Here is a 20,891-nt window from a genome sequence, read left to right on the forward strand (position 1 = left end):
GTTACTTGGCGACGGCCGCGGCGAGCTTCGACAGGGGCTCGGCGAGCGCGTTGACCGCGTCCGAGAGCTCCTTGCGCTGGTCCTTGCCGACGGTGTCGTAGGAGACGAACTCCGTGGTGCTGCCGTCCTTGCGGTACTTGTCGAGCAGCGACGTCAGGGCCGGGAACTGCTTGTCGAGGTCGGCGGTGAGCGCCGCGTCGTTCTCGGCGGCGACCGGCTTCAGCAGTTCGTAGGCCTTCATCGCGCCCTCGACATTGGCCTGGAAGTCCGACAGGTCGGTGTGGGAGTAGCGGTCCTCCTCACCGGTGATCTTGCCGGTGGCGACCTCGTCCAGCAGCTCCTTGGCACCGTTGGCCATGCTGGTGGCGGTGATGTCGGCCTTGCCGACGCGGGTCTGCCAGTCCTTCAGGTCGGTGACGAGCCGGTCGGCGAGGGCGCCCTCCTCGGCCCCGGCCTTCTTGTCCTGCCACAGGGACTTCTCCAGCCGGTGCCAGCCGGTCCACTTCTGACCGTCCTCCAGGCCGTCCTCGCGGGTGTCGGTCAGCGGGTCGATGTCGCCGAAGGACTCGGCCACCGGCTCGGTGCGCTCCCAGCCGACCCGGGAGGACGCGAAGAGCGACTTGGCCTTCTCCACGTCGCCCGCCTTCACGGCGTCGGCGAACTGCTGGACCACCGGGATCGTCTGGTCGGCCTGCTCCTGGGCGTACTTGCGGTACGCGGCCACGGCGGCGTCCAGGCGCGGGTCGCTCTTGGCGGCGCCCTTGCCGGTGACGGTGATCTTCTGGCGGATGCCGTCGCCCTTCATGCCGGGCTTGCAGGCGATCTCGTACGTACCGGCCTTGATCTCGGCGGTGATCGTGGCCTTGGTGCCGGGGCCGATGTTCTCCCGCTCGGTCACGATCTTGTCGCTGGGCGTGTAGACGTAGACCTCGGTGACCTTGGAGCCCTTGTTCTCGACGGCCAGCTGCACGTGCCCGGCCGGGAAAGTGGTCCTGGAGACCTCGCACTTGGTGTCCGTCGCGGTCACCGTGACGGCGTCGGACGCCTTGCCGTCCGCCTTCTCCGCGCACCCGGTGACGGCCGTGACGGCGACCACTATGCCGGCGGCGGCTACTGCGGACATGCGGACGGCGGACATGCGATCTCCAGGCGGCTCGGGAAGCTATGACTTAGGCAAGCCTTTCCTGGGAAAGGCTTGCCTAACCTATCCGAGGCCTATCGCGACTTGGCCGCATTCTGGTAAAGGAATCCCCATGAGGAGGTCAAGGCAGCGTCAGGATCTCCGCGCCTGTGTCCGTCACCACGAGGGTGTGCTCGAATTGCGCGGTGCGCTTGCGGTCCTTGGTGACGACCGTCCAGCCGTCGTCCCAGATCTCGTACTCGTGGGTGCCCAGGGTCAGCATCGGCTCGATGGTGAAGGTCATGCCCGGCTTCATGATCGTGGTCGCACGCGGGTCGTCGTAATGCGGGACGATCAGGCCGGAGTGGAAGGCGGTATTGATGCCGTGGCCCGTGAAGTCGCGCACGACACCGTAATCGAATCGTTTGGCGTAGGACTCGATGACCCGGCCGATCACATTGATCTGCCGTCCGGGCTTCACCGACTTGATGGCGCGATTCAGGGACTCCCGGGTGCGCTCCACCAACAGCCTTGATTCCTCGGCGACTTCACCGACGAGATACGTGGCGTTGGTGTCCCCGTGCACCCCGTGGATGTAGGCGGTGACGTCCAGGTTGACGATGTCGCCGTCGCGCAGCCCGGTGGAGTCGGGGATGCCGTGGCAGATGACCTCGTTGATGGAGGAGCACAGCGACTTGGGGAAGCCCCGGTACCCGAGGTCCGAGGGGTAGGCCTGGTGGTCGCACATGTACTCGTGCGCGATCCGGTCCAGCTCGTCGGTGGTGACACCCGGCGCGATCGCCTTCGCCGCCTCCTCCATGGCCCGCGCGGCGATCCGCGAGGCGATCCGCATCTTCTCGATCGTCTCCGCCGACTGCACCTCCGGGCCGTCGTACGGCCGCGGTGCGGGCCTGCCCACGTACTCCGGACGCGGGATCGAGGCGGGCACGGGACGGGTGGGGGAGAGCTTGCCGGGAACCAGGACAGACATGTCAGCGAGTGTATCGGCGGCCGGTCGGGCAGCATGGCGGCAGGACGTCGTACGAGGAGGGACGATGGCGCTGTTCAGGCGAGTCCGCAAGCCCGCGGGGAAGCCCGGCGAGTGGTTCTACTGCATCGAGCACCACAAGGTCGAGGAGGGGCCGGAGTGCCCCGCCAAGGACCGGATGGGGCCGTACCCGAGCCGCGCGGACGCGGAGCGGGCGATGGAGACGGCCGCCGAGCGGAACCTGCAGTGGGAGAACGACCCGCGGTGGAAGGACCGCGCGCGGGAGGAGGGGGAGGACTGACCCGGCCGCCGGCGCCGGGTGCAGGATGGAGGGGTGAAGCTCGGTCTGGCCGGTGACACCATGCTCGGCCGCATGGTGGCCGCGCGGCTGGCCGAGGCCCCTCCGGAGGCGCTGTTCTCCGAGGAGGTCGTGGCCGTCGCGCGGGAGGCGGACCTCTTCGTCCTCAACCTGGAGTGCGCGATCTCCGACCGAGGTGAGCCCTGGCCCGACCCCTTCAAGCCCTTCTTCTTCCGCGCCCCGCCCGTCGCCGTGCGCGCCCTGACGCACCTGGGCGTCAGCTGCGTCAACCTGGCCAACAACCACGCCCTGGACTACGGCCGGACGGCGTTGCTGGACACGCTGGAGCACCTGGCCGCCGCCGGGATCGCCGCCGTCGGGGCCGGACCGGACGAGAGCGCGGCGCGCGCCCCGGCGGTGCTGGGCGGCCCCGGGGGCGCGGGGGGCCGCCCGGGCCTGGGCGTCGTCGGCGTCACCGACCATCCGGCGGAGTACGCCGCGGGACCGGACCGCCCCGGGGTGGCCTACGCGGACCTGAGCGAGGGCGTGCCGGGCTGGCTCTCCGACGGCGTCGCGAGCCTGGGCGCGCGGACGGCGGCGGTGCTCGTCACCCCGCACTGGGGGCCCAACATGACCACCGGCCCGGCCCGCTACATCCGGGAGGCCGCCGCGGCCCTGCGCACGGCGGGCGCCACGCTCGTGGCGGGCAGTTCCGCGCACGTCTTCCACGGCGTGACGGACGGGGTGCTCTACGACCTCGGCGACTTCGTCGACGACTACGCGACCGATCCGCGGCTGCGCAACGACCGCGGCCTGTTCTTCCTCGTCACCTTCGACCCCGCCGGACACCGCCCCGTCCGGCTGGAGGCGGTGCCGATCGCCCTCGACTTCTGCTTCACCCGGCTGGCCGACCGTGGTGAACGGGCCTGGATCGCCCGGCGGTTCCGGCGCGCCTGCGCCGGGTTCGGGCACGAGGTCACGGAGGAGGGCGGGCGGCTGGTGGTCCGCTGGGACGGCGAAGCTACCGACCCGTAGCACAGACGGCCCCTTCCTGTCCGAGATTCCGAACGGATTGAGGTCCAGACCAACGACGCTCCGTTTCCAAGGGCACGTGGACCGGATCCGACCGACGGCCGGTCGGAGGAAAGGGGCCCCATGTCCAGGAAACGCACGATGAGCACCAAGCAGAAGATCGCGCTCATGACCGGCGCGGCCACCCTGGCCGGCGGTTTCGCCGTGGTGACCATGAGCATGGGTCATGCGTCGGTGGTGTGCGACGGGCTCGACCAGGCGCTGCGCAACAACGAGAGCTTCATCGCGGCCCAACGCGCCAATCCCGACTCCCAGTCGGCGGCCCGGATCGCCAACCGCGAGGCGGTGATCAAGCAGATCAACGTGCAGCGGGAGGCCTCCGGATGCGGTGCCGCGCAGACGGCGCCCGCGGCGCCCGCCGCCCCCGCCGGCCAGGGTCAGGGTCAGCAGGGCCAGAACCAGCAGGGCCAGAACCAGAACCAGGGGCAGAACCAAGGCCAGAACCAGGGTCAGGCCGCGCCGCCGGCCGGCGGCGCCGTCGGCCAGGTCGTCTGCGCGGGCTCGACGGTCACCCTCTCCGGCGAGGGCGGCGCACCCGCCGCCTCCAGCAACCAGTTCCCGCTGGGCACCAAGCTCAAGGTGACCAACCTGGACAACAACAAGTCGACCACGGTGTCGGTGACCTCGACCTCCGGCAGTTGTGCGCTACTGAACAACGCGGCCTTCGAACAGGTCCGGGAGCCCGGCAAGTTCCTGATCAGGAAGGCGCGCATCGAACGCGTCGGCTGACCGGGGGACCCCGTGGCCGGTCCGGGCCACTGCCGTACCAGGAAGCGGCAGCGGCCCGGACCTCTTGACGGGAGCACGACACTTCGCTTCAATCCGCGATGACAGGTCCAGACCAACGGTCCAGACCACTCGCACAGCGCAGCCCCCCGCCGCCCCCCACTGGGAGGTCACGTGCTCTTCCGTCGTCATGTCCCCCGTACCGGATCGCGCAGATCCCGCATCCTCGCCGGCGTCACCGCCGCCTTCCTCGCCGCCGCGGGCAGTCTGATCGCCCTGCCCGGCACCGCCCACGCCGCCAACCTCGTCGCCAACCCGGGCTTCGAGAGCGGCAGCCTCTCCGGCTGGTCCTGCTCCGGCGGATCGGTCGTCGGCAGCCCCGTGCACAGCGGCACCAAGGCACTCGCCGGCGCCGTCAGCAGCAGCGACACCGCCCAGTGCACCCAGACCGTCTCCGTGCAGCCCAACACCGCGTACTCGCTGACCGGTTGGGTGCGCGGCGCGTACGTCTACCTCGGGGTGACCGGTGGCGCGTCCACCTGGACCCCGTCCGCCGCCTCGTACACCCAGCTGACCGTCCCCTTCACCACCGGCGCCTCGCAGACCAGCGTCCAGATCTACGTGCACGGCTGGTACGCGCAGGGCACCTACAACGCCGACGACATCAGCCTCGACGGCCCCGGCGGCGGGGGCGGCGGTGACACCCAGGCGCCCACCGCGCCCAGCGGCCTCACCTCCACCGGCAAGACCTCCTCCAGCGTCTCGCTGTCCTGGAACGCCGCCACCGACAACACCGGCGTCACCAGCTACGACGTCTACCGCGGCAGCAGCCTGGCCACCACCGTGACCGGCACCTCCGCCACCGTCACCGGCCTGGCCGCGAGCACCTCGTACACCTTCACCGTCAAGGCGCGCGACGCCGCGGGCAACACCTCCGCCGCCTCCAACGCCGTCACCGTCACCACCAACGCGGGCGGTGGCGGGGGCACCGGCTTCAAGCAGGCCGCGCCCTACCTCTACCTCGGCTGGGGCGACCCGCCGAGCCCGGCCACGGTGATGAGCGCCACCGGCATCAAGTGGTTCACGATGGCCTTCATCCTCTCCTCCGGCGGCTGCAACCCCGCCTGGGACGGCTCCCGGCCGCTGACCGGCGGCACCGACCAGTCCACCATCAACGCGATCCGCGCCGCGGGCGGCGACATCGTCCCGTCCATCGGCGGCTGGAGCGGCAACAAGCTCGGCCCCAACTGCTCCACGCCCGAGGCGCTCGCCGGCGCGTACCAGAAGGTGATCGACGCCTACGCCCTCAAGGCGATCGACGTCGACATCGAGAACACCGACGAGTTCGAGAGCGAGGTCGTCCAGGACCGCGTCCTGAACGCGCTCAAGATCGTCAAGCAGAACAACCCCGGCATCCGGACGATCGTCACCTTCGGCACGTCGACGACAGGCCCGAGCTACTGGGGCAACCGCCTCGTCGAGCGGGCCAACGCGCTCGGCGCCAACATCGACGTCTTCACGATCATGCCGTTCGACTTCGGCGGCGGCGCCGACATGTACGGCAACACCGTGAACGCCGCCGAGGGCCTGAAGGCCAAGCTGAAGTCCACCTTCGGCTGGGACGACGCCACCGCCTACGCCCACCTCGGCATCTCCGGCATGAACGGGCTGAGCGACCAGCAGGAGAACACCACCCCGGCCATCTGGACCCAGATCCGGGACTGGGCCAACTCCCACCACCTCGCCCGGCTCGCCTACTGGGCCGTCAACCGGGACCGCCCGTGCCCCGGCGGCGGCGTGACCAGCAACTGCTCGGGCATCAGCCAGAGCACCTGGCAGTTCACCTCGATCACCGCCGGCTTCACCGGCTGATCGGACCCCGGCCCCCACGGGTCAGGCGGCGGAGGACACCGTGTCCTCCGCCGCCTTCCGCATGCCCACGGCGTGCTCGTTGGTCCGGGCGTCGTACGCCATCAGCGTCGGCAGGCAGGCGGCCAGCGCCCCGACCGCCGCCACGCACGCCAGCCCGCCGGTCCACACCGAGGTGCGCAGGCCCAGCAGCGCGGCCGAGCCGCCGGCCCGCACCTGGCCGAACTGGGGGCCGATGGTGAAGGAGAGCAGTTCGATGCCGGCCAGCCGGCCGCGCAGCGCGTCGGGGATGGTCTGGTTCCAGATCGTCGCCCGGAACACCCCGCTGGCCATGTCGAACGCACCCGCCAGCGCCAGGAAGGCCAGCACCAGCCATACGTTGCGGGACCAGCCCGCCGCCGCCATGCACAGGCCGAAGCCCGCCGCGGCCAGCACGATCGCCCGCCCGTGCCGGTGCACCCGCGACGACCAGCCGCCGGTGAGGCTCATCAGCAGCGCACCCGCCGGCAGGGCCGCGTACATCAGGCCCAGCGACCAGGGCGCGCCCAGGTCGTCCGCCATGAAGGGGAACACGGCGATCGGGAAGGCCAGACCGGTCGCCGCGATGTCCACCACGTAGGTGCCCAGCAGTTCCTTGCGGCTCCACGCGTAGCGCGCTCCCTCCGCGATCGAGCTCAGCGAGGGGCGCTTGGCGTCGTGCGAGGGCGGTGAGGGCCGCAGCCCGAGGCCGAGGACGACCGAGAGGGCGAAGGTGAGGGCGTCGACGGCGTACGCCCATCGCAGGCCCGCGTAAGCGATCAGCACACCCGCGAGGGAGGGCGCCGCGATCGCCCCGATCTGCCAGCGCAGCGCGTTCAGCGAGGCGGCGGCGGTCAGTTGCCCGTGCGGGACGATGCGCTGCACGATCGCGTCCAGTGCCGGCCGCTGGAGCCCGCCCAGCGCGCTGGTCAGCGCGGCGACCACGTACAACGGCCAGAGCACCGGCCGCGGCAGCAGGGCGTTGACCAGCAGCACGGCCGACAGCACCCCGAGGGCCGCCTCCGTCCACAGGATGAGCTTGCGCCGGTCCAGGGCGTCCGCGAGCGCCCCGCCGTAGAGGCCGCAGACGATCAGCGGCACCAGTTCGACGGCGCCGAGGGCGCCGACCGCGAGGGTGGAGCCGGTCAGCTCCTTGACCTGGACAGGGACGGCCACGAAGGTCAGGAAGCTGCCGAAGGTCGTGATCAGGCCCGCGCACCACATCAGGCGGAAGTCGCGCGAGGTCCGCCACGGTGCGAGGTCGGGAAGGAGTCTGGACACGAGGTCGCATGCTCCGTGCACGGGCCTCCCGGCGCAACCGGATTTTTCCGCGCGTGCCCCGCGAGCGGCCGGGTCGGGCGGGCGGGTCGGGCGGCGGCCGCGAGGCACCGATGCGGCCCGCCTGTCCTCGACCGGCGTCACCGGCGACCGCGGGGCCGCCCCGCGCGGGACCCGGTGGCGGGCAGCGTCGTCAGCGCATCAGCCCCGCGGCCGCCAGTCGTTGCCGGACCACCGCGACGGCGGTGTCGTCCAGCGGGACCTGCGGGGGCGCCGTGGCCGCGCAGCCGATGACGCCGCGCAGCCGCAGCGCCGCCTTGAAGGCGCCCAGCGCCGAGGAACTCGGGCCCATCGCAGTGGAGTCCGCCCCTGCGTCGACGATGGCGTAGAGCCGCGCGAGCCGGTCCTGCTCCGCCGCGGCCTCGCGCCAGCGTCCCGCGACGGCGTGCGCGTGGAGCCGTACGTAGCCGTGCGGATCCACGTTGCCGAGGCCGGGGACGACGCCGTGCGCGCCCGCCAGCAGGGCGCCGTCCACGGCGAGTTCGGACCCGGTGAGCAGGGCGAAGGAGGAGTCCAGGCCGCGGTGGCGCAACTCGGTGAGCAGCCGGCGCATGGGGCCGTCGGCGCCGCTGCTGTCCTTCAGGCCGGCCAGGGTGCCCTCCTCCGCGAGGGCCAGCACGGTCGTGGCGGGCAGCTTGGTGTGCACCGCCGAGGGGATGTCGTACGCGAACAGCGGCAGCCCGCCGGCCCCGTCCCGCACCCGCCGGAAGTGGTCGGCGATCTCCACCGGATGCGTCGCCGCGTAGAAGGGCGCGGTCGCCACCAGGGCGTCGGCGCCCGCCGCGACGGCGGCCCGCGCGTGCTCCAGGACGCGCGGCGTGGTCATGTCGACGACGCCGGCGAGCACGGGCACCCGGCCCCCGACGGCCTCCACGACCGCCGTGAGCGCGGTGCGCCGCTGCGCGTCGGTGAGGAAGGCCGTCTCGCCGCTGGACCCCAGGGCGAAGACCCCGTGCACCCCGGCCGAGAGCACATGCCGGACCAGGGCGCGCAGGCCCTCGGAGTCCACGTCCCCCGTCTCCGTGAGCGGGGTGCACAGAGGTGGTACGACCCCGCGCAGCGGGCGGAGCGGATCGGTCCCGGTTGCGGTCATGGACCGCTTCCTACCAGCTCGCGGGCGGTGGCGACACCAAGTGCTCGGCGAGCCGCGCGAGTCGGGGCAGCCGGTCCCGCAGCCGCACCCGGCGTCCGGCCGCCGCGCTGACCAGGTGCTGCAGCACGTCCATGCCGACCTCGGAGGGCTCCGGCGGCACGGTCAGCGCCTCGTGCGCCAGACCGCGCAGCTCCGGGTCGCCCGCGTCCATCGCCAGCACCGTCGCGCCGGAGCGCCGCGCGTCCTCCACCCGCTCCAGCAGCCCGGCCTCGGCGCGCTCGGGGGTGACCACCAGCACCGTCTCGCCCCTGCGCGCCGTCTCCAGGCGGGCCGTCCCGACCGCGAGGTGCGCGGGCGCGCCCGGCGGCACTCGGTGCCGCACCAGCGTCGGCGACAGCTCCGGCAGCCCGCTCCAGGCGGCCTCGTCGTCCAGATGGGCCGCCATGTGCCAGGGCTCGTACTCCCCGCTGCCGACCAGCAGCAGCCCGCCCGCCGGCCCCCGGCGGACGGACCCGCGCAGGGAGCCGGCGAAGGACCGGGTCAGCTCCGGCCACTCGCTCCCGGCCAGCAGTTCACGGACGACCTCGACCCGTACGGCATCCATGCACCGCATCCTCCCGGACCCTGCACCGGTCCGGCCCCGCTTCGCGCCGTGCTCACCCGAACGGGGTCAGTCCGCGCCGTCCGCGGGCAGGGCCCTGGACACCCGCTCCCGTACGTCCGTGAAGTGCCGCCGCATGGCGGCCCTGGCCGCGCCCGCGTCCCCGGTGCGCAGCGCGCCGACGACGGCGCGGTGGTTGGCGACGACGCGCTCGACCGGGTCGTCGGCGGGCGCCAGGGCGGCGCCGACCTCGTGGTAGGCGCTCCGGAACAGGTCGACGAGCTGCAGCACGAGCTCGTTGCCGCAGGAGGCGTAGAGCAGCGCGTGGAAGGCCCGGTCCGCGTCGGGGTCGTCGACCATCCGGGCGGCGAGCGCGTCGAGTTCGTCCAGCCGCTGGGCCGGTATCGTCCCGGCGACCTCGCCTATCAGGCCGACCTCGAGCAGCTCGCGCACCGCGACGAGGTCGGCGAGGGCGCGTACCCGGGACCGCAGGTGGAAGGTGAGCGAGGGCATCAGCACCCGCAGCGGCGCCTCTCCGACGAACGTCCCCGTGCCGTGCCGGATCTCGACGATGCCGAGCGCCTGCAGCGCGCGCACCGCCTCGCGCACGCTGTTGCGGCTCGCACCGAGCAGGTCCATCAACTGAGGCTCGGTCGGCAGGGTGGCGCCGGGGGCGAGCCGCTGCTCGTGGATCAGCTCGATGATGCGGTCCTGGAGCCTCGGGCCGCGGCTCCTGCCGACGGTTCTGGTCACGGGCGGCCGCCTTTCCCTGTGCTGTCGTGCGCTTTTGACGTTCCGTCAGCTCTCCCGAGCGGCGCGCTCGGGACAAGGGACGTCCGGCGTCCACCCCGCGGCCGCGCATCGGGAGGCAACACCGATGTCATACCTCACATCCGTCGTCCCCCGAGCCAATACCGGTGTGTACGGGGGCTTTCACGCACCGCGGAGCGCCCTGCGGCGGGGCGGAGGGAGCGTGGACCGGCCGGGCGGCGAGGGACGCGTCACAACGCCTGCGCGGGCCATGCACCGCCCCCACCTGGCAGGATCGCGGTATGACTGTTGACAGTGGCAATGAGACCCCCGCCCCCAAGGCCCCGGCGAAGGACCCCTGGGAGCTGCCGGATGTGTCCGGCCTCGTCGTCGGCGTCCTCGGCGGCACCGGCCCGCAGGGCCGCGGCCTGGCGTACCGGCTCGCCAAGGCCGGCCAGCAGGTGGTCATCGGCTCGCGCGCCGCGGACCGCGCCCAGGCCACGGCCGACCGGCTCGGCCTCGGGGTGCGGGGCGCCGACAACGCCGAGACCGCCCGCAGCAGCGACGTCGTCATCGTCGCCGTCCCGTGGGAGGGCCACGGCGAGACCCTCCAGGCGCTGCGCGGCGAGCTCGCCGGCAAGCTCGTCGTCGACTGCGTCAACCCGCTGGGCTTCGACAAGCAGGGCGCCTACGCCCTCAAGCCCGAGGAGGGCAGCGCCGCCGAACAGGCCGCCGCGCTGCTGCCGGAGTCCCGCGTCACCGCCGCCTTCCACCACCTGTCCGCGGTGACCCTCGAGGACCCGGAGATCGACTCGATCGACACCGACGTCCTCGTGCTCGGCGACAGCCGCGCCGACACCGACCTGGTCCAGGCCCTGGCCGCGCGCATCCCCGGCATCCGCGGCGTCTTCGCCGGCCGGCTGCGGAACGCGCACCAGGTGGAGGCGCTGGTCGCCAACCTGATCTCGGTCAACCGCCGCTACAAGGCCCACGCCGGTCTGCGCCTGACCGACGTCTAGGCCCGCGGGGGCATGGGGGACAATGGGCGGGTTCGCGACCGACCCGACAGGAGCCGCCCCCCATGCCCCGCCTCGCCCTCTACGCGCTCGTCCTGTGCGCGCTCGCCGTGGCCGCCGCCGTCGTGTCCTTCGTGGAGGGCAGCTGGCTCGGTGTCTTCTGGATCCTGATCGCGGGCCTCACCAGCAACATGTGCTGGTACTACCTGCGCAAGGCGAAGGCCGAGCGGGAGTCCGCCGAGCAGCGGATCACTGGCTGAACGGGTCGCCCTTCCAGAACTGGAAGAAGGCGTAGCCCAGGCTCGACAGCCCGTCCGGGATCCCGAAGACCGCCGTCACGGAGTCGACGAAGCCGAAGAACGCCGCGTTGACCTCGGGGATCCACAGCACACCGAAGACGGCCAGCAGTCCGAACTGCCCGAACGGCTCCAGCTGGCGCCGCGTCCGGTACGACAGCCAGGGCTCGATCACGCCGTAGCCGTCCAGGCCCGGCACCGGCAGCAGGTTCAGGATCGCCGCCGTGACCTGCAGCATCGCCAGGAACGCCAGCGCGGACGCGAAGGGCGCGTGGGCCTGGTCCAGCGTGACGACGCCGAAGGTGAAGGGCAGCATCAGGGCGATCGCGAACAGCACGTTGGTCAGCGGGCCCGCGGCCGAGATCAGGCTGTGCTTCCAGCGGCCCCGGATCCTGCCCCGCTCGATGAAGACGGCGCCGCCGGGCAGGCCGATGCCGCCCAGGATCACGAAGATCACCGGCAGCACGATGCTCAGCAGCGCGTGCGTGTACTTCAGCGGGTTCAGGGTCAGGTAGCCCTTGGCCCCGATCGAGATGTCGCCGCCGTGCAGCGCGGTACGGGCGTGCGCGTACTCGTGCAGGCACAGGGAGACGATCCAGCCGGACACGACGAACAGGAACACGGCGAAGCCGGTGCTGGTGGAGAAGTCCGTCCACACCGCCCAGCCCGACACGGCCATGATCGCGGCCAGGCCCAGGAAGATCGGGCTGATCTGCCGTTCACTGCGGGTTGCTGCGGTGGTCATCGTGCGGGCTCCTGCGGAGGCGGTGCGACATCGGTCGTGGTGCTGGCCGCCCGATCATGCCATCCGGCCGCCGCCGGGCACACCCACGGCGGGATAACGCCCCGGCGACGCCGGACGTTCCTGCGGCCCTGCGGCGACGCCCGGGTCGCGACCGCGTTGCGATACGTCATCGATCGCATCCGCTCCGTCGCCGCGGGGGTCATGGCGGGCGCACCCTGAAGTCGTCCGGGGCCGGGGGGCCCGAGGACGGGGTCAGGACGGGGGAGCCATGACGTGGAAGAGGTTCGCCGTGCCGGCGCTGCTCGGCATCGCCGTGTGCGGCACGCTGACGGGATGCACCGTGGCGGTGGGCGGGGTCACCGGCATCGCCGTGAGCGAGGACGGCAGGCCGCTGGGGGTGATGCTGGTCTGCCGCGACCACATCGACGGGGCCACGCTGTACGACTCCGACGACGCGGACGACTCGGCCCGCCTCGGCAGGTGGAGCCGCGCGAAGCCGGCCACGGGGTTCACGGTGTGGTCGCTGGAGAGCGGCGGCAGGGGCTGGCGGGCGGAGGTGCTGGCGTCGGCCCCCTTCGCACCGCACCGCACGTACAGCCTGTACGGCTGGACCGGGGACAACTCCTCGTCGACGGCGCACGTGACGTTCACGGCGGCGCAGTTCGCGAGCCTCGAGCCCGGGCAGGTCCGCTGGTACAAGGGGGAGGGGGTGCCGGGTACGGACCGGGACGGGAACGCCACGACGTCGATGGGGGAGTTTCGGGCGGAGGGGTGCGAAGGGATGTGACCGGTTCTTCGTCCGCGGCGCCGCGGTTGTTGCTGTTGCGGTTTCTCCCCCACCCTCCCTCCCGATTGCCCGGCGCGGTCAGTGCGGGCCTGCGCTCCGTTGGCGTGGGGTCGGTGGCGCGCCGGCGCACTCCCCCAGCCTTCGGCCGGGGGGACCCCCACAGCGCTCGCGGTTTGCGTCCACATCATTGGGCGCCGGGTTCGCCGCTCGTCTCCCCCAGCCTTCGGCCGGGGGGACCCCCATGGGCGCACCCCGCCACACCCCCTCCCGTTGTCGCGGCGCATGACGGCCGGTGGGGGGTGAGTGGGGCACTTGCGGCAACCCCGGACCGCCTCCTCACCCCCCCGGCCGTTAGTCGCCTACACGGCAGGAGGGGGTGTGGCGGGGTGCCCCCGCAGGCGACGAGCGGTGCGTGCGGTGCCGGATGATGTGGGGCAGCGCCGCGAGCGCCGAGGAGGTGCGCCGGCGCGGCACCGACCCCACAACGACCGCGCGAGGCGGTCACTGACCGCGCCGGGCAACCGGGCGGGCGGCGGGGAAACCGCCCGCCGCAGGCGCAACGCACCCGCACGCGACAACGGGCCGCACACAACCGCTGGGCGGCCCGCGCAGCCGCCCGCAGCCGCAACGCACCCGCACGCGACAACGGGCCGCACACAACCGCTGGGCGGCCCGGCGCAGCCGCCCGCAGGCGCAAACAACCCGCACACGAACGACGGGCCCAACGGAACGCACCCCGGGCGGCAATCGCAACCCGGGGGCGGAGTTGCTCGCCGCTCGGACAGAATGGGGGCGTGCGTTACGGCATTCTCGGGACGACCCAGGCTCACCGCGGCGACGGCACCGTCGTGCCGCTGGCCGGTACGCGGCTGAGGGCGCTGCTCGCCGCGCTGGCGCTGCGCCCCGGGCGGGTGCGGACCACCGAGGCGCTGATCGACGAGGTGTGGGAGGGCGAACCGCCCGCCGACGCGACCGGGGCGCTGCAGGCCCTGGTCGCCCGGTTGCGCCGGGCCGTGGGTCATGAGGCCGTGGGCTCGGTGGACGGCGGCTACCGCCTGGTCGCCGCGCCGGACGCCGTGGACCTGTACCGCTTCGAGCGGCTCGTGGAGGACGGCGGCCGGGCGCTCGCCGACGGCGACGCCGCCAAGGCCGCCGAGGCCCTGGACTCCGCGTTGGCGCTGTGGCGCGGCCCGGTGCTCGCCGACCTCCCGGACCGTGGGTCCGTCGCGCCCCGCTACGACGCGTTGCGGCTGGACGCCCGGCGGTTGCGGATCACCGCCGAGGTGGCGCTCGGCCGCGCGGAGCAGGTGCTGCCGGAGGCCGTGGAGCTGGCGGTGGCCCATCCGCTGAACGAGGCGGTGCAGGTGCTGCGGCTGCGTGCGCTGCGCGAGGCGGGCCGGGGCGCCGACGCGCTGGTGGCGTACGAGGAGGTGCGGCGCGAGCTCGCCGACACGCTGGGCACCGATCCGGGTCCGGAGCTGCGCGCCCTCCACGCCGAGCTGCTGAATCCTTCCGCCCCCGCCGGGGTCGTCGCGCCGGCGCCACCCTCCGGGGGCCCGGCGCGGCTCGGCAACGCGCGGGCCCGGCTGACCAGTTTCGTCGGCCGCGAGGCGGACCTGTCCGCGATCGCCGAGGACCTGGCGGTGGCGCGGCTGGTCACCGTCACGGGTCCCGGCGGCACCGGCAAGACCCGCCTGTCGCAGGAGGCCGGCGACCTGGTCGCCGGGCGCTGGCCGGACGGCGTCTGGTTCGCGGAACTGGCGCCCGTGGAGGACCCGCGCACCGTGGCCGTCGCCGTGGTGAACGCGCTGGGCCTGCGCGAGACGCTGCTGCACGCGGCCTCGGCGACCGAGGCGGCGCTGGCGGCCGAGGCGAAGGGGGCCGCCGCCAAGGACCCGCTGCTGCAGCTCACCGAGTACTGCGCGGAGCGCCGCATGCTGCTGGTGCTGGACAACTGCGAGCACGTGATCGGCGCCGCCGCGGAGCTCGCGGAGCGGCTGCTCGCGCACTGCCCCGGTGTGGCGGTGCTGGCCACCAGCCGCGAACCGCTGGGCGTGCCGGGCGAGTTGATCCGGCCGCTGGACCCGCTGCCGCAGACCCCCGCCCTGCGGCTGCTCGCCGACCGCGGCGCGGCGGCCCGCCCCGGATTCACCCCGGACGAGGACCCGGAGGCCTGCGCCGAGCTGTGCCGCAGGCTCGACGGACTGCCGCTCGCCATCGAACTGGCCGCGGCCCGGCTCCGGATGATGACGCCCCGTCAGCTCGCGGACCGGCTCGACGACCGCTTCCGCATCCTCACCGCGGGCAGTCGCACCGTACTGCCCCGTCAGCAGACGCTGCGCGCGGTCGTCGACTGGAGCTGGGGCCTGCTCAGCGAGGCCGAACGGATCGTGCTGCGACGCTTCGCCGTGTTCGCCGGCGGCTGGGACCTGGCCGCCGCCGAGGCGGTGTGCGGCGAGGACGGCGGCGCCGTGGACGCCCGTGACGTCGCCTCCGTCCTGGCCTCGCTCGTCGACAAGTCGCTGGTCGTCGCCGACCTCGCCGAGGACGGCGCGCGCTACCGGATGTTGGAGACGATCGGCGAGTACGCGGCCGAACGCCTCGACGAGGCCGGTGAGCGCGACACCGTGGGGCGCCGCCACACCACGTACTTCCGCGAGTACGTCCGCACCGCCGACCCCGAGCTGCGCGGACCGCGCCAACTGCTCTGGCTGGACCGGCTGGAGCGCGAGCACGAGAACCTGCGGGCGGCGATCCGCCGGGCGGTGGACACCGGGGACGAGCAGGAGGCGCTCTGCCTGGTGCTGGCCTGCAGCTGGTTCTGGGAGATGCGCAACTACCGCAGCGAGATCGGCCACTGGCCCGCCGTGGTGGTCGCGATGAGCCCGGTGGACGCCTTCGCCGAGCCGCTGCGGCTCCCGCCGCTGGACCGCGGGCCGCTGGAGGACCCGCCGCCGATGACGCCGCAGCAGCTCACCGAGGCGCGGCGCTGGGTGCGCACCGGTGAGGTGTTCGCGTACATGGGCGAGCACGACGTGTGGAACGACCCGAGGCTGGTCGGTCTGGGCGAGGCGATCATCGAGGCCTACCCGCCGGAGCTGCCGCAGTCCAGCCTGCGGCCCGGGCTGTTCCGCGTGCTCGGCGCGATGCTGACCGGCCGCTTCGACCGCATGGCCGAGCTCATCGACGGCACGGTGGAGAGCTGCCGGCTGCACGGCCGGGTGTGGGAGCTGGCGTTCGCGCTGCAGTTCCGCGCCAAGGTGATGAACGACGTGGAGGGCCGGCTCGACGCCTCCATGGACGACATCCGCGAGGCCAGGGAGCTGTTCGGCCGGGTCGGTGACGACTGGGGCATGGCCGAGGCGCTGGCGGCGGAGGCCGAGGCGAGCGCCAACGCCGGCGACTGGGCGCGTGCCGCGGACAGCTGCCGTCTGGCCATCGAGCTCGCCCGCAAGCTCGGTGCGTACCAGCACGTGCCGATCATGATGGTCCGCCTCGGCGACGCCCTCGCCAACGCCGGCGACCTGGGGGAGGGGGAGCGGCTGATCCGTGCGGGAGTCGCCGAGGCCGCGTCCTTCCGGCCGGTGGGCGACGACGCGGGCTACTACGGCAGGGTGCTGCTCATCGCCCTGCTCGCCCGGCGCGGCGAACTGGACGAGGCCTTCGCGCTGCTCGACGCCATGCAGGCCGACCCGCCGCGCGGCATGCCCTCGTTCATCGTCGGACTGCTCGCCGCCATCCGCGGCTGGCTCACCGGCATGGCCGGCGACCCGTACGGGGGGCTGCCCCATCTCGCCGAGTCCGTCGCCTACATGGAGGGGCATCCGCTCAGCCCGGTCATCGGGCCGCGCCTGGGCGTGCTCCTCTTCCCGCCGGGCGTCGCGCTCTTCACCGGGATCGCCGGGCTGCGCAGCGGCGACGGCGTCCGCGGCCCCGCGCGCCGCGCCGCGGTGGTGCTGGGCGCGCACGACGCGCTGCGGCAGACCGCCTGCACCCCGTGGGAGCGGACGAGCATGGACGAGGACGCGGTGCGGCTGCGCGGGTACCTGGGCGAGGAGGACTTCGCGGCTGCCTACGGCGAGGGCGGGGGGCTCACCTTCCCCGAGGCGGTCGAGCTGCTGCGCGAACCCGTCTGACGCGTCCTCAGCCCGCCTTCTTGCGGGGCGCCGTCTTCTTCGCCGCGGTCTTCTTGGCCGCCGTCTTCTTCGCGGGGGCCTTCCCGGCGGCCGTCTTCTTCGCCGGGGCCTTGCCGGAGGCGGTCTTCTTGGCTCCGGCCTTCTCCCCGCCGCGGGCGTCGATGCTGGCCTGGAGCGCGGCCATCAGGTCCACCACGTTGTCGGGGGCGGCGGTGACCTCGGCCATCTCGGGGACGGGTTCGCCCTCCAGCCGGGCGGCGACGAGTTCGTCCAGGGCGTGCTGGTACTCGTCGTGCATCGACTCCAGGTCGAAGTCCTCGGAAAGGGTGTCCATCAGGCTCTGCGCCATCTTCAGCTCCTGCGGCCGCACGGTGACCTTCTCCGGCGGCGCCAGCCCCTCCGCGGCGCGGAGCTCGTCGGGCCAGTACATCGTGTGCAGGACCAGCACGTCCTGGTGGACGCGCAGCAGCGCCAAGGACTCGCGGGTGCGCAGCGCGATCTTGGTGACGGCGGCCTTGCCGCTGCTGCTCAGGGCCTCGCGGAGCAGGACGTACGGCTTGGCGGCGGCGGTCTCCGCGCCGACGTAGTAGGCCCGGGAAAGGGACAGCGGGTCGATCTCGTCGGCGTCGACGAAGGCGAGCACGTCGATCAGCTTCTTGCTGGGCAGGGGCAGGGCGGCCAGGTCCTCGTCGGTGAGCACCACCGTGCGGCCGGTCTCGTCCTCGTACCCCTTGGCGATCTCCGCGTAGGGGACCTCCTTGCCCTCCTTCTCGCAGAACCGCTTCATGCGGATGCGGCCGCCGTCCTCGGCGTGCACCTGGTGCAGGGAGACGCCGTGCTCCTCGGTGGCCGCGTAGAGCTTGACCGGAATGGAGACCAGCCCGAAGCCGATCGCACCTTTCCACATGGATCGCATACTTTCGTCCCTTTCCGGGGACTTTCCAGACTATGCCCGCCCCGTCAGCCTCGCCCGACCGGCAGACGGTCGAGGTGGACGGCCGCCGCGTGGTCCTCACCCACCTGGACAAGGTCGTCTTCCCGGTCACCGGCCACACCAAGGCACAGCTGCTGCAGTACTACGCCCGCGTCGCCCCGGTGCTGGTGCCGCACGCCGCCGGGCGCCTCGCCTCCTTCGTCCGCGCCCCCGAGGGCCCGAACGCCCAGCGCTGGTTCGCCAAACGCCCGCCCGGCGGCACGCCCGACTGGGTGACCACCGCCGGGGAGGCCGACGAGCCGCACATCGTCGTCGACTCCACCCCGGCCCTGGTCGCCATGGCCAACCTCGGCGCCTGGGAGGTCCACGTCCCGCAGTGGACCGTGGCGGGCGGACGTGACGCCCACGACCGCCTCGTCCTCGACCTCGACCCCGGCGAGGGCGCCGACCTCGTCCTGTGCTGCCGGGTCGCCGAACGCCTGCGGCAGATGATGGAGGACGACGGGCTCCCCTCCTTCCCCGTCACCTCCGGCAGCAAGGGGCTCCACCTCTACGCGCCGCTGCGACCCGCCACCGAGGCCGCCGCCACGGGCTACGCCAAGGCGCTCGCCGCCCGCATGCGCGACGAGCACCCCGGCCTCGTCGTGTTCTCCATGACCCGCAGCCTGCGCGCCGGGAAGGTCTTCATCGACTGGTCCCAGAACGCCTCCGCGAAGACCACCGCCTGCCCCTACACCCTGCGGCTTCGCGACCGCCCCGGCGTCGCGACGCCCGTCACCTGGGACGAGGTCGCCTCCTGCCGGAAGGCGGAGGACCTCGCCTTCACCCCGGAGGAGGTCCTGCAGCGCGCCGCCGGCCACGGCGACCCGCTGGCCGCCCTGGACGACCCCGCCGGCCGCGGCACCCTGCCGTGACGGGCGCCCCCTCGTGACCGATCCCCTCCCGCTCCCCGTCCGCGTCGCCCTGGCCCGCCGCGTCGACACCGTGCCCGCGGCCGACGCCCTCCCCGGCGGCTGCGCGTACGAGCCGAAGTTCGACGGCCACCGCATGGTCGTGCTCACCGACCCCGTACGCCTGCAGACCCGCTCCGGCCGGCTCGTGACCGCCACCTTCCCCGAGATCGCGGAGGCCGCCGGGGCCCTGCCGGCCGGCACCGTCCTCGACGGCGAGGTCGTCATCTGGCGGGACGGCCGCGTGGACTTCGGCGCCCTCCAGCGCCGCGCCCTGCGCGGGTCGCGCCGCGGCCCCGTCCTCCCCGCCAACTACGCGGCCTTCGACCTGCTCGCCGCCGCCGGCACCGACCTGCGCGGCCGGCCGTACCGCGAACGCCGCGCGGCCCTCGTCGCCCTGCTGGAACCGCTCGGGCCGCCGCTGCAGGCCGTGCCCATGACGACCGACCGCGACGAGGCCGTCCACTGGTACGCCTCGCTCGCCCCGGCCGGCATCGAGGGCCTCGTCGTCAAGGGCCGCGGCCAGCGCTACCGCCCCGACCGCCGCGACTGGCTCAAGCTCCGCCACGCCGTCCCGCAGGACGCCGAGGCCATCGGCTTCACCGGCACCCCCCGCGCCCCCCGCGCCCTCGTCCTCGACCTCGGCGACGGCCCCTTCGCCACCGCGCCCCTGGACGCCCCCCTCCGCACCCAGCTCGCCGCGCTGCTGGTCCCCCCGCAGCCCCCGCCCGGCGCGACCCTCGACGACGGCACCCCCTACCGCCCCCTCCCCGCACCACTCCCCGTCGAGATCCTCCAGGGCGAGGGCCGCCACGCCCTCACCACGGTGCTGCGCCTGCGGCCCGACGCGTGACCGCGGGGAGGAGTGCACCATCCCACCCCGGAAAGGCCGTTGAGCAGCGGTCGGCGCGGGAATACATGGCGCGTCGCCGCTCGGCCCGTCGCGCGCGACTCCCCCTTCGGTTCCCAGGAGACCCCTTCCGGCATGCGCGCGTCGAAGCAGGGCGGGGGGAACCGGACGGCTCGGGCCTGCGGGAACTCCTCGGGCTGCCCGTGGACCGGGCACCGGCTCAGAACTGAGACGCCGTCGCCGGCACCTCGCGGGTGCGGGTCCAGCGCAGCAGGGTGTCCGCGTCCCAGGTGTTGACCACCCGCTGCGGGGGGACGCCGCACTCCTCGGCGCGCGCACAGCCGTGGATCTGCCAGTCCAGCTGGCCGGGGGCGTGGGCGTCGCTGTCGATGCTGAAGAGCACCCCGGCCTCCACGGCCTTGCGCAGCAGCCGCCGCGGCGGGTCGAGGCGGTCCGGGCGGCTGTTGATCTCCACGGCCACCCCGAAGCGCTCGCAGGCGGCGAAGACCAGGTCCGCGTCGAACTCCGACTCCGGGCGCAGCTTGCCGGCCACCAGCCGTCCCGTGCAGTGCCCCAGCACGTCCACCAGCGGATTGCTGATCGCGGAGATCATCCGCCGGGTCATCTCGTCCCGGTCCATCCGCAGCTTGGAGTGGACGGACGCGACGACGACGTCCAGCCGGTCCAGCAGCTCCGCGTTCTGGTCGAGGGCGCCGTCCGCGAGGATGTCGCACTCGATGCCGGTCAGCAGGCGGAAGGAGCCGGGGAGGCGGGCGCCGACCTCGGCCACCACCTCCAGTTGGGCGCGCAGCCGCTCGGCGGTGAGCCCCCGGGCGACGGTCAGCCGGGGGGAGTGGTCGGTGAGCGCCGCCCACGCGTGGCCCAGCTCCATCGCGGTGCGGGCCATCGTCTCGATCGGGCTGCCGCCGTCGGACCAGTCCGAGTGCAGATGGCAGTCGCCGCGCAGCGCGGCCCGCATCCGCCGCCCCGCGTCGCCCTCCGGGCGGGGGAGCGCGTCCGCGGCGCCCTCCGCCAGCCGGGTCAGATAGGCGGGCCGGTCGCCCGCCAGCGCCTCCCGGACGACGGCGGCGGTCTTCGGGCCGAGGCCCTTGACCTCCTCCAGGCCACCCGGCCGTTCCGCGCGCCGCCGGAGTTCCTCCGGCGGCATCGCGGCGACCGCGGCGCCGGCCCCGCGGAAGGCACGGACCCGGTACGTCGGGGCGCCGTCCCGCTCCAGCAGGAAGGCGATCCGGTCCAGCGCCTCGACGGGGTCCATGCCTCCAG

Annotated in this window: 19 protein-coding genes; 10 read left to right on the forward strand and 9 right to left on the reverse strand. The window is 73.5% G+C overall.

Annotated features, from left to right (window positions below):
• Position 1: 1 nt before the first annotated feature.
• Positions 2–1,138, reverse strand: coding sequence for an iron uptake system protein EfeO (gene efeO / locus ACFV3E_RS00700; RefSeq protein ID WP_500532757.1), 1,137 nt, complete (start codon positions 1,136–1,138; stop codon positions 2–4).
• 124 nt (positions 1,139–1,262) lie between these two features.
• Positions 1,263–2,111, reverse strand: a complete 849-nt coding sequence (gene map, locus ACFV3E_RS00705; RefSeq protein WP_500532758.1) for a type I methionyl aminopeptidase — start codon at positions 2,109–2,111, stop codon at positions 1,263–1,265.
• Positions 2,112–2,175: 64 nt separating this feature from the next.
• Between map and ACFV3E_RS00710 the strand changes: the two genes are divergently transcribed.
• The 4 genes from ACFV3E_RS00710 (at position 2,176) to ACFV3E_RS00725 (ending at position 6,096) form a co-directional block, all read left to right on the forward strand.
• Positions 2,176–2,409: a hypothetical protein gene (locus ACFV3E_RS00710; protein ID WP_089221744.1), complete on the forward strand. Its 234-nt coding sequence runs from the start codon at positions 2,176–2,178 to the stop codon at positions 2,407–2,409.
• Between the two features lie 33 nt (positions 2,410–2,442).
• Positions 2,443–3,441 carry a CapA family protein gene (locus tag ACFV3E_RS00715; RefSeq protein ID WP_500532759.1) on the forward strand — a complete coding sequence of 333 codons (999 nt, stop codon included), beginning with the start codon at positions 2,443–2,445 and terminating at the stop codon, positions 3,439–3,441.
• A gap of 120 nt (positions 3,442–3,561) precedes the next feature.
• On the forward strand, positions 3,562–4,227 hold the full coding sequence (locus ACFV3E_RS00720; protein ID WP_500532760.1) for an SCO2207 family protein: 666 nt from the start codon (positions 3,562–3,564) through the stop codon (positions 4,225–4,227).
• Between the two features lie 171 nt (positions 4,228–4,398).
• The gene (locus ACFV3E_RS00725) at positions 4,399–6,096 is read left to right on the forward strand and encodes a carbohydrate binding domain-containing protein (protein ID WP_500532761.1); all 1,698 of its coding nucleotides are present in this window, start codon (positions 4,399–4,401) and stop codon (positions 6,094–6,096) included.
• A 21-nt stretch (positions 6,097–6,117) separates the two neighbouring features.
• Here ACFV3E_RS00725 and ACFV3E_RS00730 read toward each other — a convergent pair whose 3' ends face one another.
• The 4 genes from ACFV3E_RS00730 to ACFV3E_RS00745 form a co-directional block, all read right to left on the reverse strand.
• The gene (locus ACFV3E_RS00730) at positions 6,118–7,392 is read right to left on the reverse strand and encodes an MFS transporter (RefSeq protein WP_500369945.1); all 1,275 of its coding nucleotides are present in this window, start codon (positions 7,390–7,392) and stop codon (positions 6,118–6,120) included.
• Between the two features lie 190 nt (positions 7,393–7,582).
• Positions 7,583–8,542, reverse strand: coding sequence for a dihydrodipicolinate synthase family protein (locus tag ACFV3E_RS00735; protein WP_500532762.1), 960 nt, complete (start codon positions 8,540–8,542; stop codon positions 7,583–7,585).
• Between the two features lie 10 nt (positions 8,543–8,552).
• Positions 8,553–9,146, reverse strand: coding sequence for a hypothetical protein (locus tag ACFV3E_RS00740; RefSeq protein ID WP_500532763.1), 594 nt, complete (start codon positions 9,144–9,146; stop codon positions 8,553–8,555).
• 66 nt (positions 9,147–9,212) lie between these two features.
• Positions 9,213–9,896, reverse strand: a complete 684-nt coding sequence (locus ACFV3E_RS00745; protein ID WP_500532764.1) for a FadR/GntR family transcriptional regulator — start codon at positions 9,894–9,896, stop codon at positions 9,213–9,215.
• 299 nt (positions 9,897–10,195) lie between these two features.
• Between ACFV3E_RS00745 and npdG the strand changes: the two genes are divergently transcribed.
• Both npdG and ACFV3E_RS00755 read left to right on the forward strand, forming a co-directional pair.
• The gene (gene npdG, locus ACFV3E_RS00750) at positions 10,196–10,912 is read left to right on the forward strand and encodes an NADPH-dependent F420 reductase (RefSeq protein ID WP_500532765.1); all 717 of its coding nucleotides are present in this window, start codon (positions 10,196–10,198) and stop codon (positions 10,910–10,912) included.
• A 62-nt stretch (positions 10,913–10,974) separates the two neighbouring features.
• Positions 10,975–11,169: a hypothetical protein gene (locus ACFV3E_RS00755; RefSeq protein WP_499511543.1), complete on the forward strand. Its 195-nt coding sequence runs from the start codon at positions 10,975–10,977 to the stop codon at positions 11,167–11,169.
• Here ACFV3E_RS00755 and ACFV3E_RS00760 read toward each other — a convergent pair.
• Entirely contained in the window at positions 11,159–11,950 is a 792-nt protein-coding gene (locus ACFV3E_RS00760) for a site-2 protease family protein (protein WP_500369950.1), read from the reverse strand. The two genes, ACFV3E_RS00755 and ACFV3E_RS00760, sit on opposite strands and share 11 nt — an antisense overlap.
• A gap of 268 nt (positions 11,951–12,218) precedes the next feature.
• On the opposite strand from ACFV3E_RS00760, the gene ACFV3E_RS00765 reads away from it, so the two are divergent.
• Both ACFV3E_RS00765 and ACFV3E_RS00770 read left to right on the forward strand, forming a co-directional pair.
• A complete protein-coding gene (locus ACFV3E_RS00765; RefSeq protein WP_500532766.1) occupies positions 12,219–12,737 on the forward strand; it encodes a hypothetical protein in 519 nt (172 codons plus the stop codon).
• Between the two features lie 794 nt (positions 12,738–13,531).
• Positions 13,532–16,873 carry an ATP-binding protein gene (locus ACFV3E_RS00770; RefSeq protein WP_500532767.1) on the forward strand — a complete coding sequence of 1,114 codons (3,342 nt, stop codon included), beginning with the start codon at positions 13,532–13,534 and terminating at the stop codon, positions 16,871–16,873.
• 7 nt (positions 16,874–16,880) lie between these two features.
• Here the strand turns inward: ACFV3E_RS00770 and ku are convergent, their stop codons facing one another.
• Positions 16,881–17,780: a non-homologous end joining protein Ku gene (ku, locus tag ACFV3E_RS00775; protein ID WP_500532768.1), complete on the reverse strand. Its 900-nt coding sequence runs from the start codon at positions 17,778–17,780 to the stop codon at positions 16,881–16,883.
• Between the two features lie 41 nt (positions 17,781–17,821).
• Between ku and ligD the strand changes: the two genes are divergently transcribed.
• Both ligD and ACFV3E_RS00785 read left to right on the forward strand, forming a co-directional pair.
• Positions 17,822–18,721: a non-homologous end-joining DNA ligase gene (gene ligD / locus ACFV3E_RS00780; RefSeq protein ID WP_500532769.1), complete on the forward strand. Its 900-nt coding sequence runs from the start codon at positions 17,822–17,824 to the stop codon at positions 18,719–18,721.
• Between the two features lie 13 nt (positions 18,722–18,734).
• Positions 18,735–19,610, forward strand: coding sequence for an ATP-dependent DNA ligase (locus tag ACFV3E_RS00785; protein ID WP_500369955.1), 876 nt, complete (start codon positions 18,735–18,737; stop codon positions 19,608–19,610).
• Positions 19,611–19,827: 217 nt separating this feature from the next.
• Here the strand turns inward: ACFV3E_RS00785 and ACFV3E_RS00790 are convergent, their stop codons facing one another.
• On the reverse strand, positions 19,828–20,883 hold the full coding sequence (locus ACFV3E_RS00790) for a PHP domain-containing protein (RefSeq protein ID WP_500532770.1): 1,056 nt from the start codon (positions 20,881–20,883) through the stop codon (positions 19,828–19,830).
• Positions 20,884–20,891: the final 8 nt, after the last annotated feature.

The sequence above is a fragment of the Streptomyces sp. NPDC059718 genome (genome assembly GCF_042733315.1).
GTDB lineage: Bacteria > Actinomycetota > Actinomycetes > Streptomycetales > Streptomycetaceae > Actinacidiphila.

What these genes read in the sequence shown, in the direction of transcription:
- efeO (WP_500532757.1), bottom strand. Translation starts at nt 1,138, where the DNA reads ATGTCCGCCGTCCGCATGTCCGCAGTAGCCGCCGCCGGCATAGTGGTC.
- map (WP_500532758.1), bottom strand. Translation starts at nt 2,111, where the DNA reads ATGTCTGTCCTGGTTCCCGGCAAGCTCTCCCCCACCCGTCCCGTGCCC.
- ACFV3E_RS00710 (WP_089221744.1), top strand. Translation starts at nt 2,176, where the DNA reads ATGGCGCTGTTCAGGCGAGTCCGCAAGCCCGCGGGGAAGCCCGGCGAG.
- ACFV3E_RS00720 (WP_500532760.1), top strand. Translation starts at nt 3,562, where the DNA reads ATGTCCAGGAAACGCACGATGAGCACCAAGCAGAAGATCGCGCTCATG.
- ACFV3E_RS00735 (WP_500532762.1), bottom strand. Translation starts at nt 8,542, where the DNA reads ATGACCGCAACCGGGACCGATCCGCTCCGCCCGCTGCGCGGGGTCGTA.
- ACFV3E_RS00740 (WP_500532763.1), bottom strand. Translation starts at nt 9,146, where the DNA reads ATGGATGCCGTACGGGTCGAGGTCGTCCGTGAACTGCTGGCCGGGAGC.
- npdG (WP_500532765.1), top strand. Translation starts at nt 10,196, where the DNA reads ATGACTGTTGACAGTGGCAATGAGACCCCCGCCCCCAAGGCCCCGGCG.
- ACFV3E_RS00755 (WP_499511543.1), top strand. Translation starts at nt 10,975, where the DNA reads ATGCCCCGCCTCGCCCTCTACGCGCTCGTCCTGTGCGCGCTCGCCGTG.
- ACFV3E_RS00760 (WP_500369950.1), bottom strand. Translation starts at nt 11,950, where the DNA reads ATGACCACCGCAGCAACCCGCAGTGAACGGCAGATCAGCCCGATCTTC.
- ACFV3E_RS00765 (WP_500532766.1), top strand. Translation starts at nt 12,219, where the DNA reads ATGACGTGGAAGAGGTTCGCCGTGCCGGCGCTGCTCGGCATCGCCGTG.
- ku (WP_500532768.1), bottom strand. Translation starts at nt 17,780, where the DNA reads ATGTGGAAAGGTGCGATCGGCTTCGGGCTGGTCTCCATTCCGGTCAAG.
- ligD (WP_500532769.1), top strand. Translation starts at nt 17,822, where the DNA reads ATGCCCGCCCCGTCAGCCTCGCCCGACCGGCAGACGGTCGAGGTGGAC.
- ACFV3E_RS00790 (WP_500532770.1), bottom strand. Translation starts at nt 20,883, where the DNA reads ATGGACCCCGTCGAGGCGCTGGACCGGATCGCCTTCCTGCTGGAGCGG.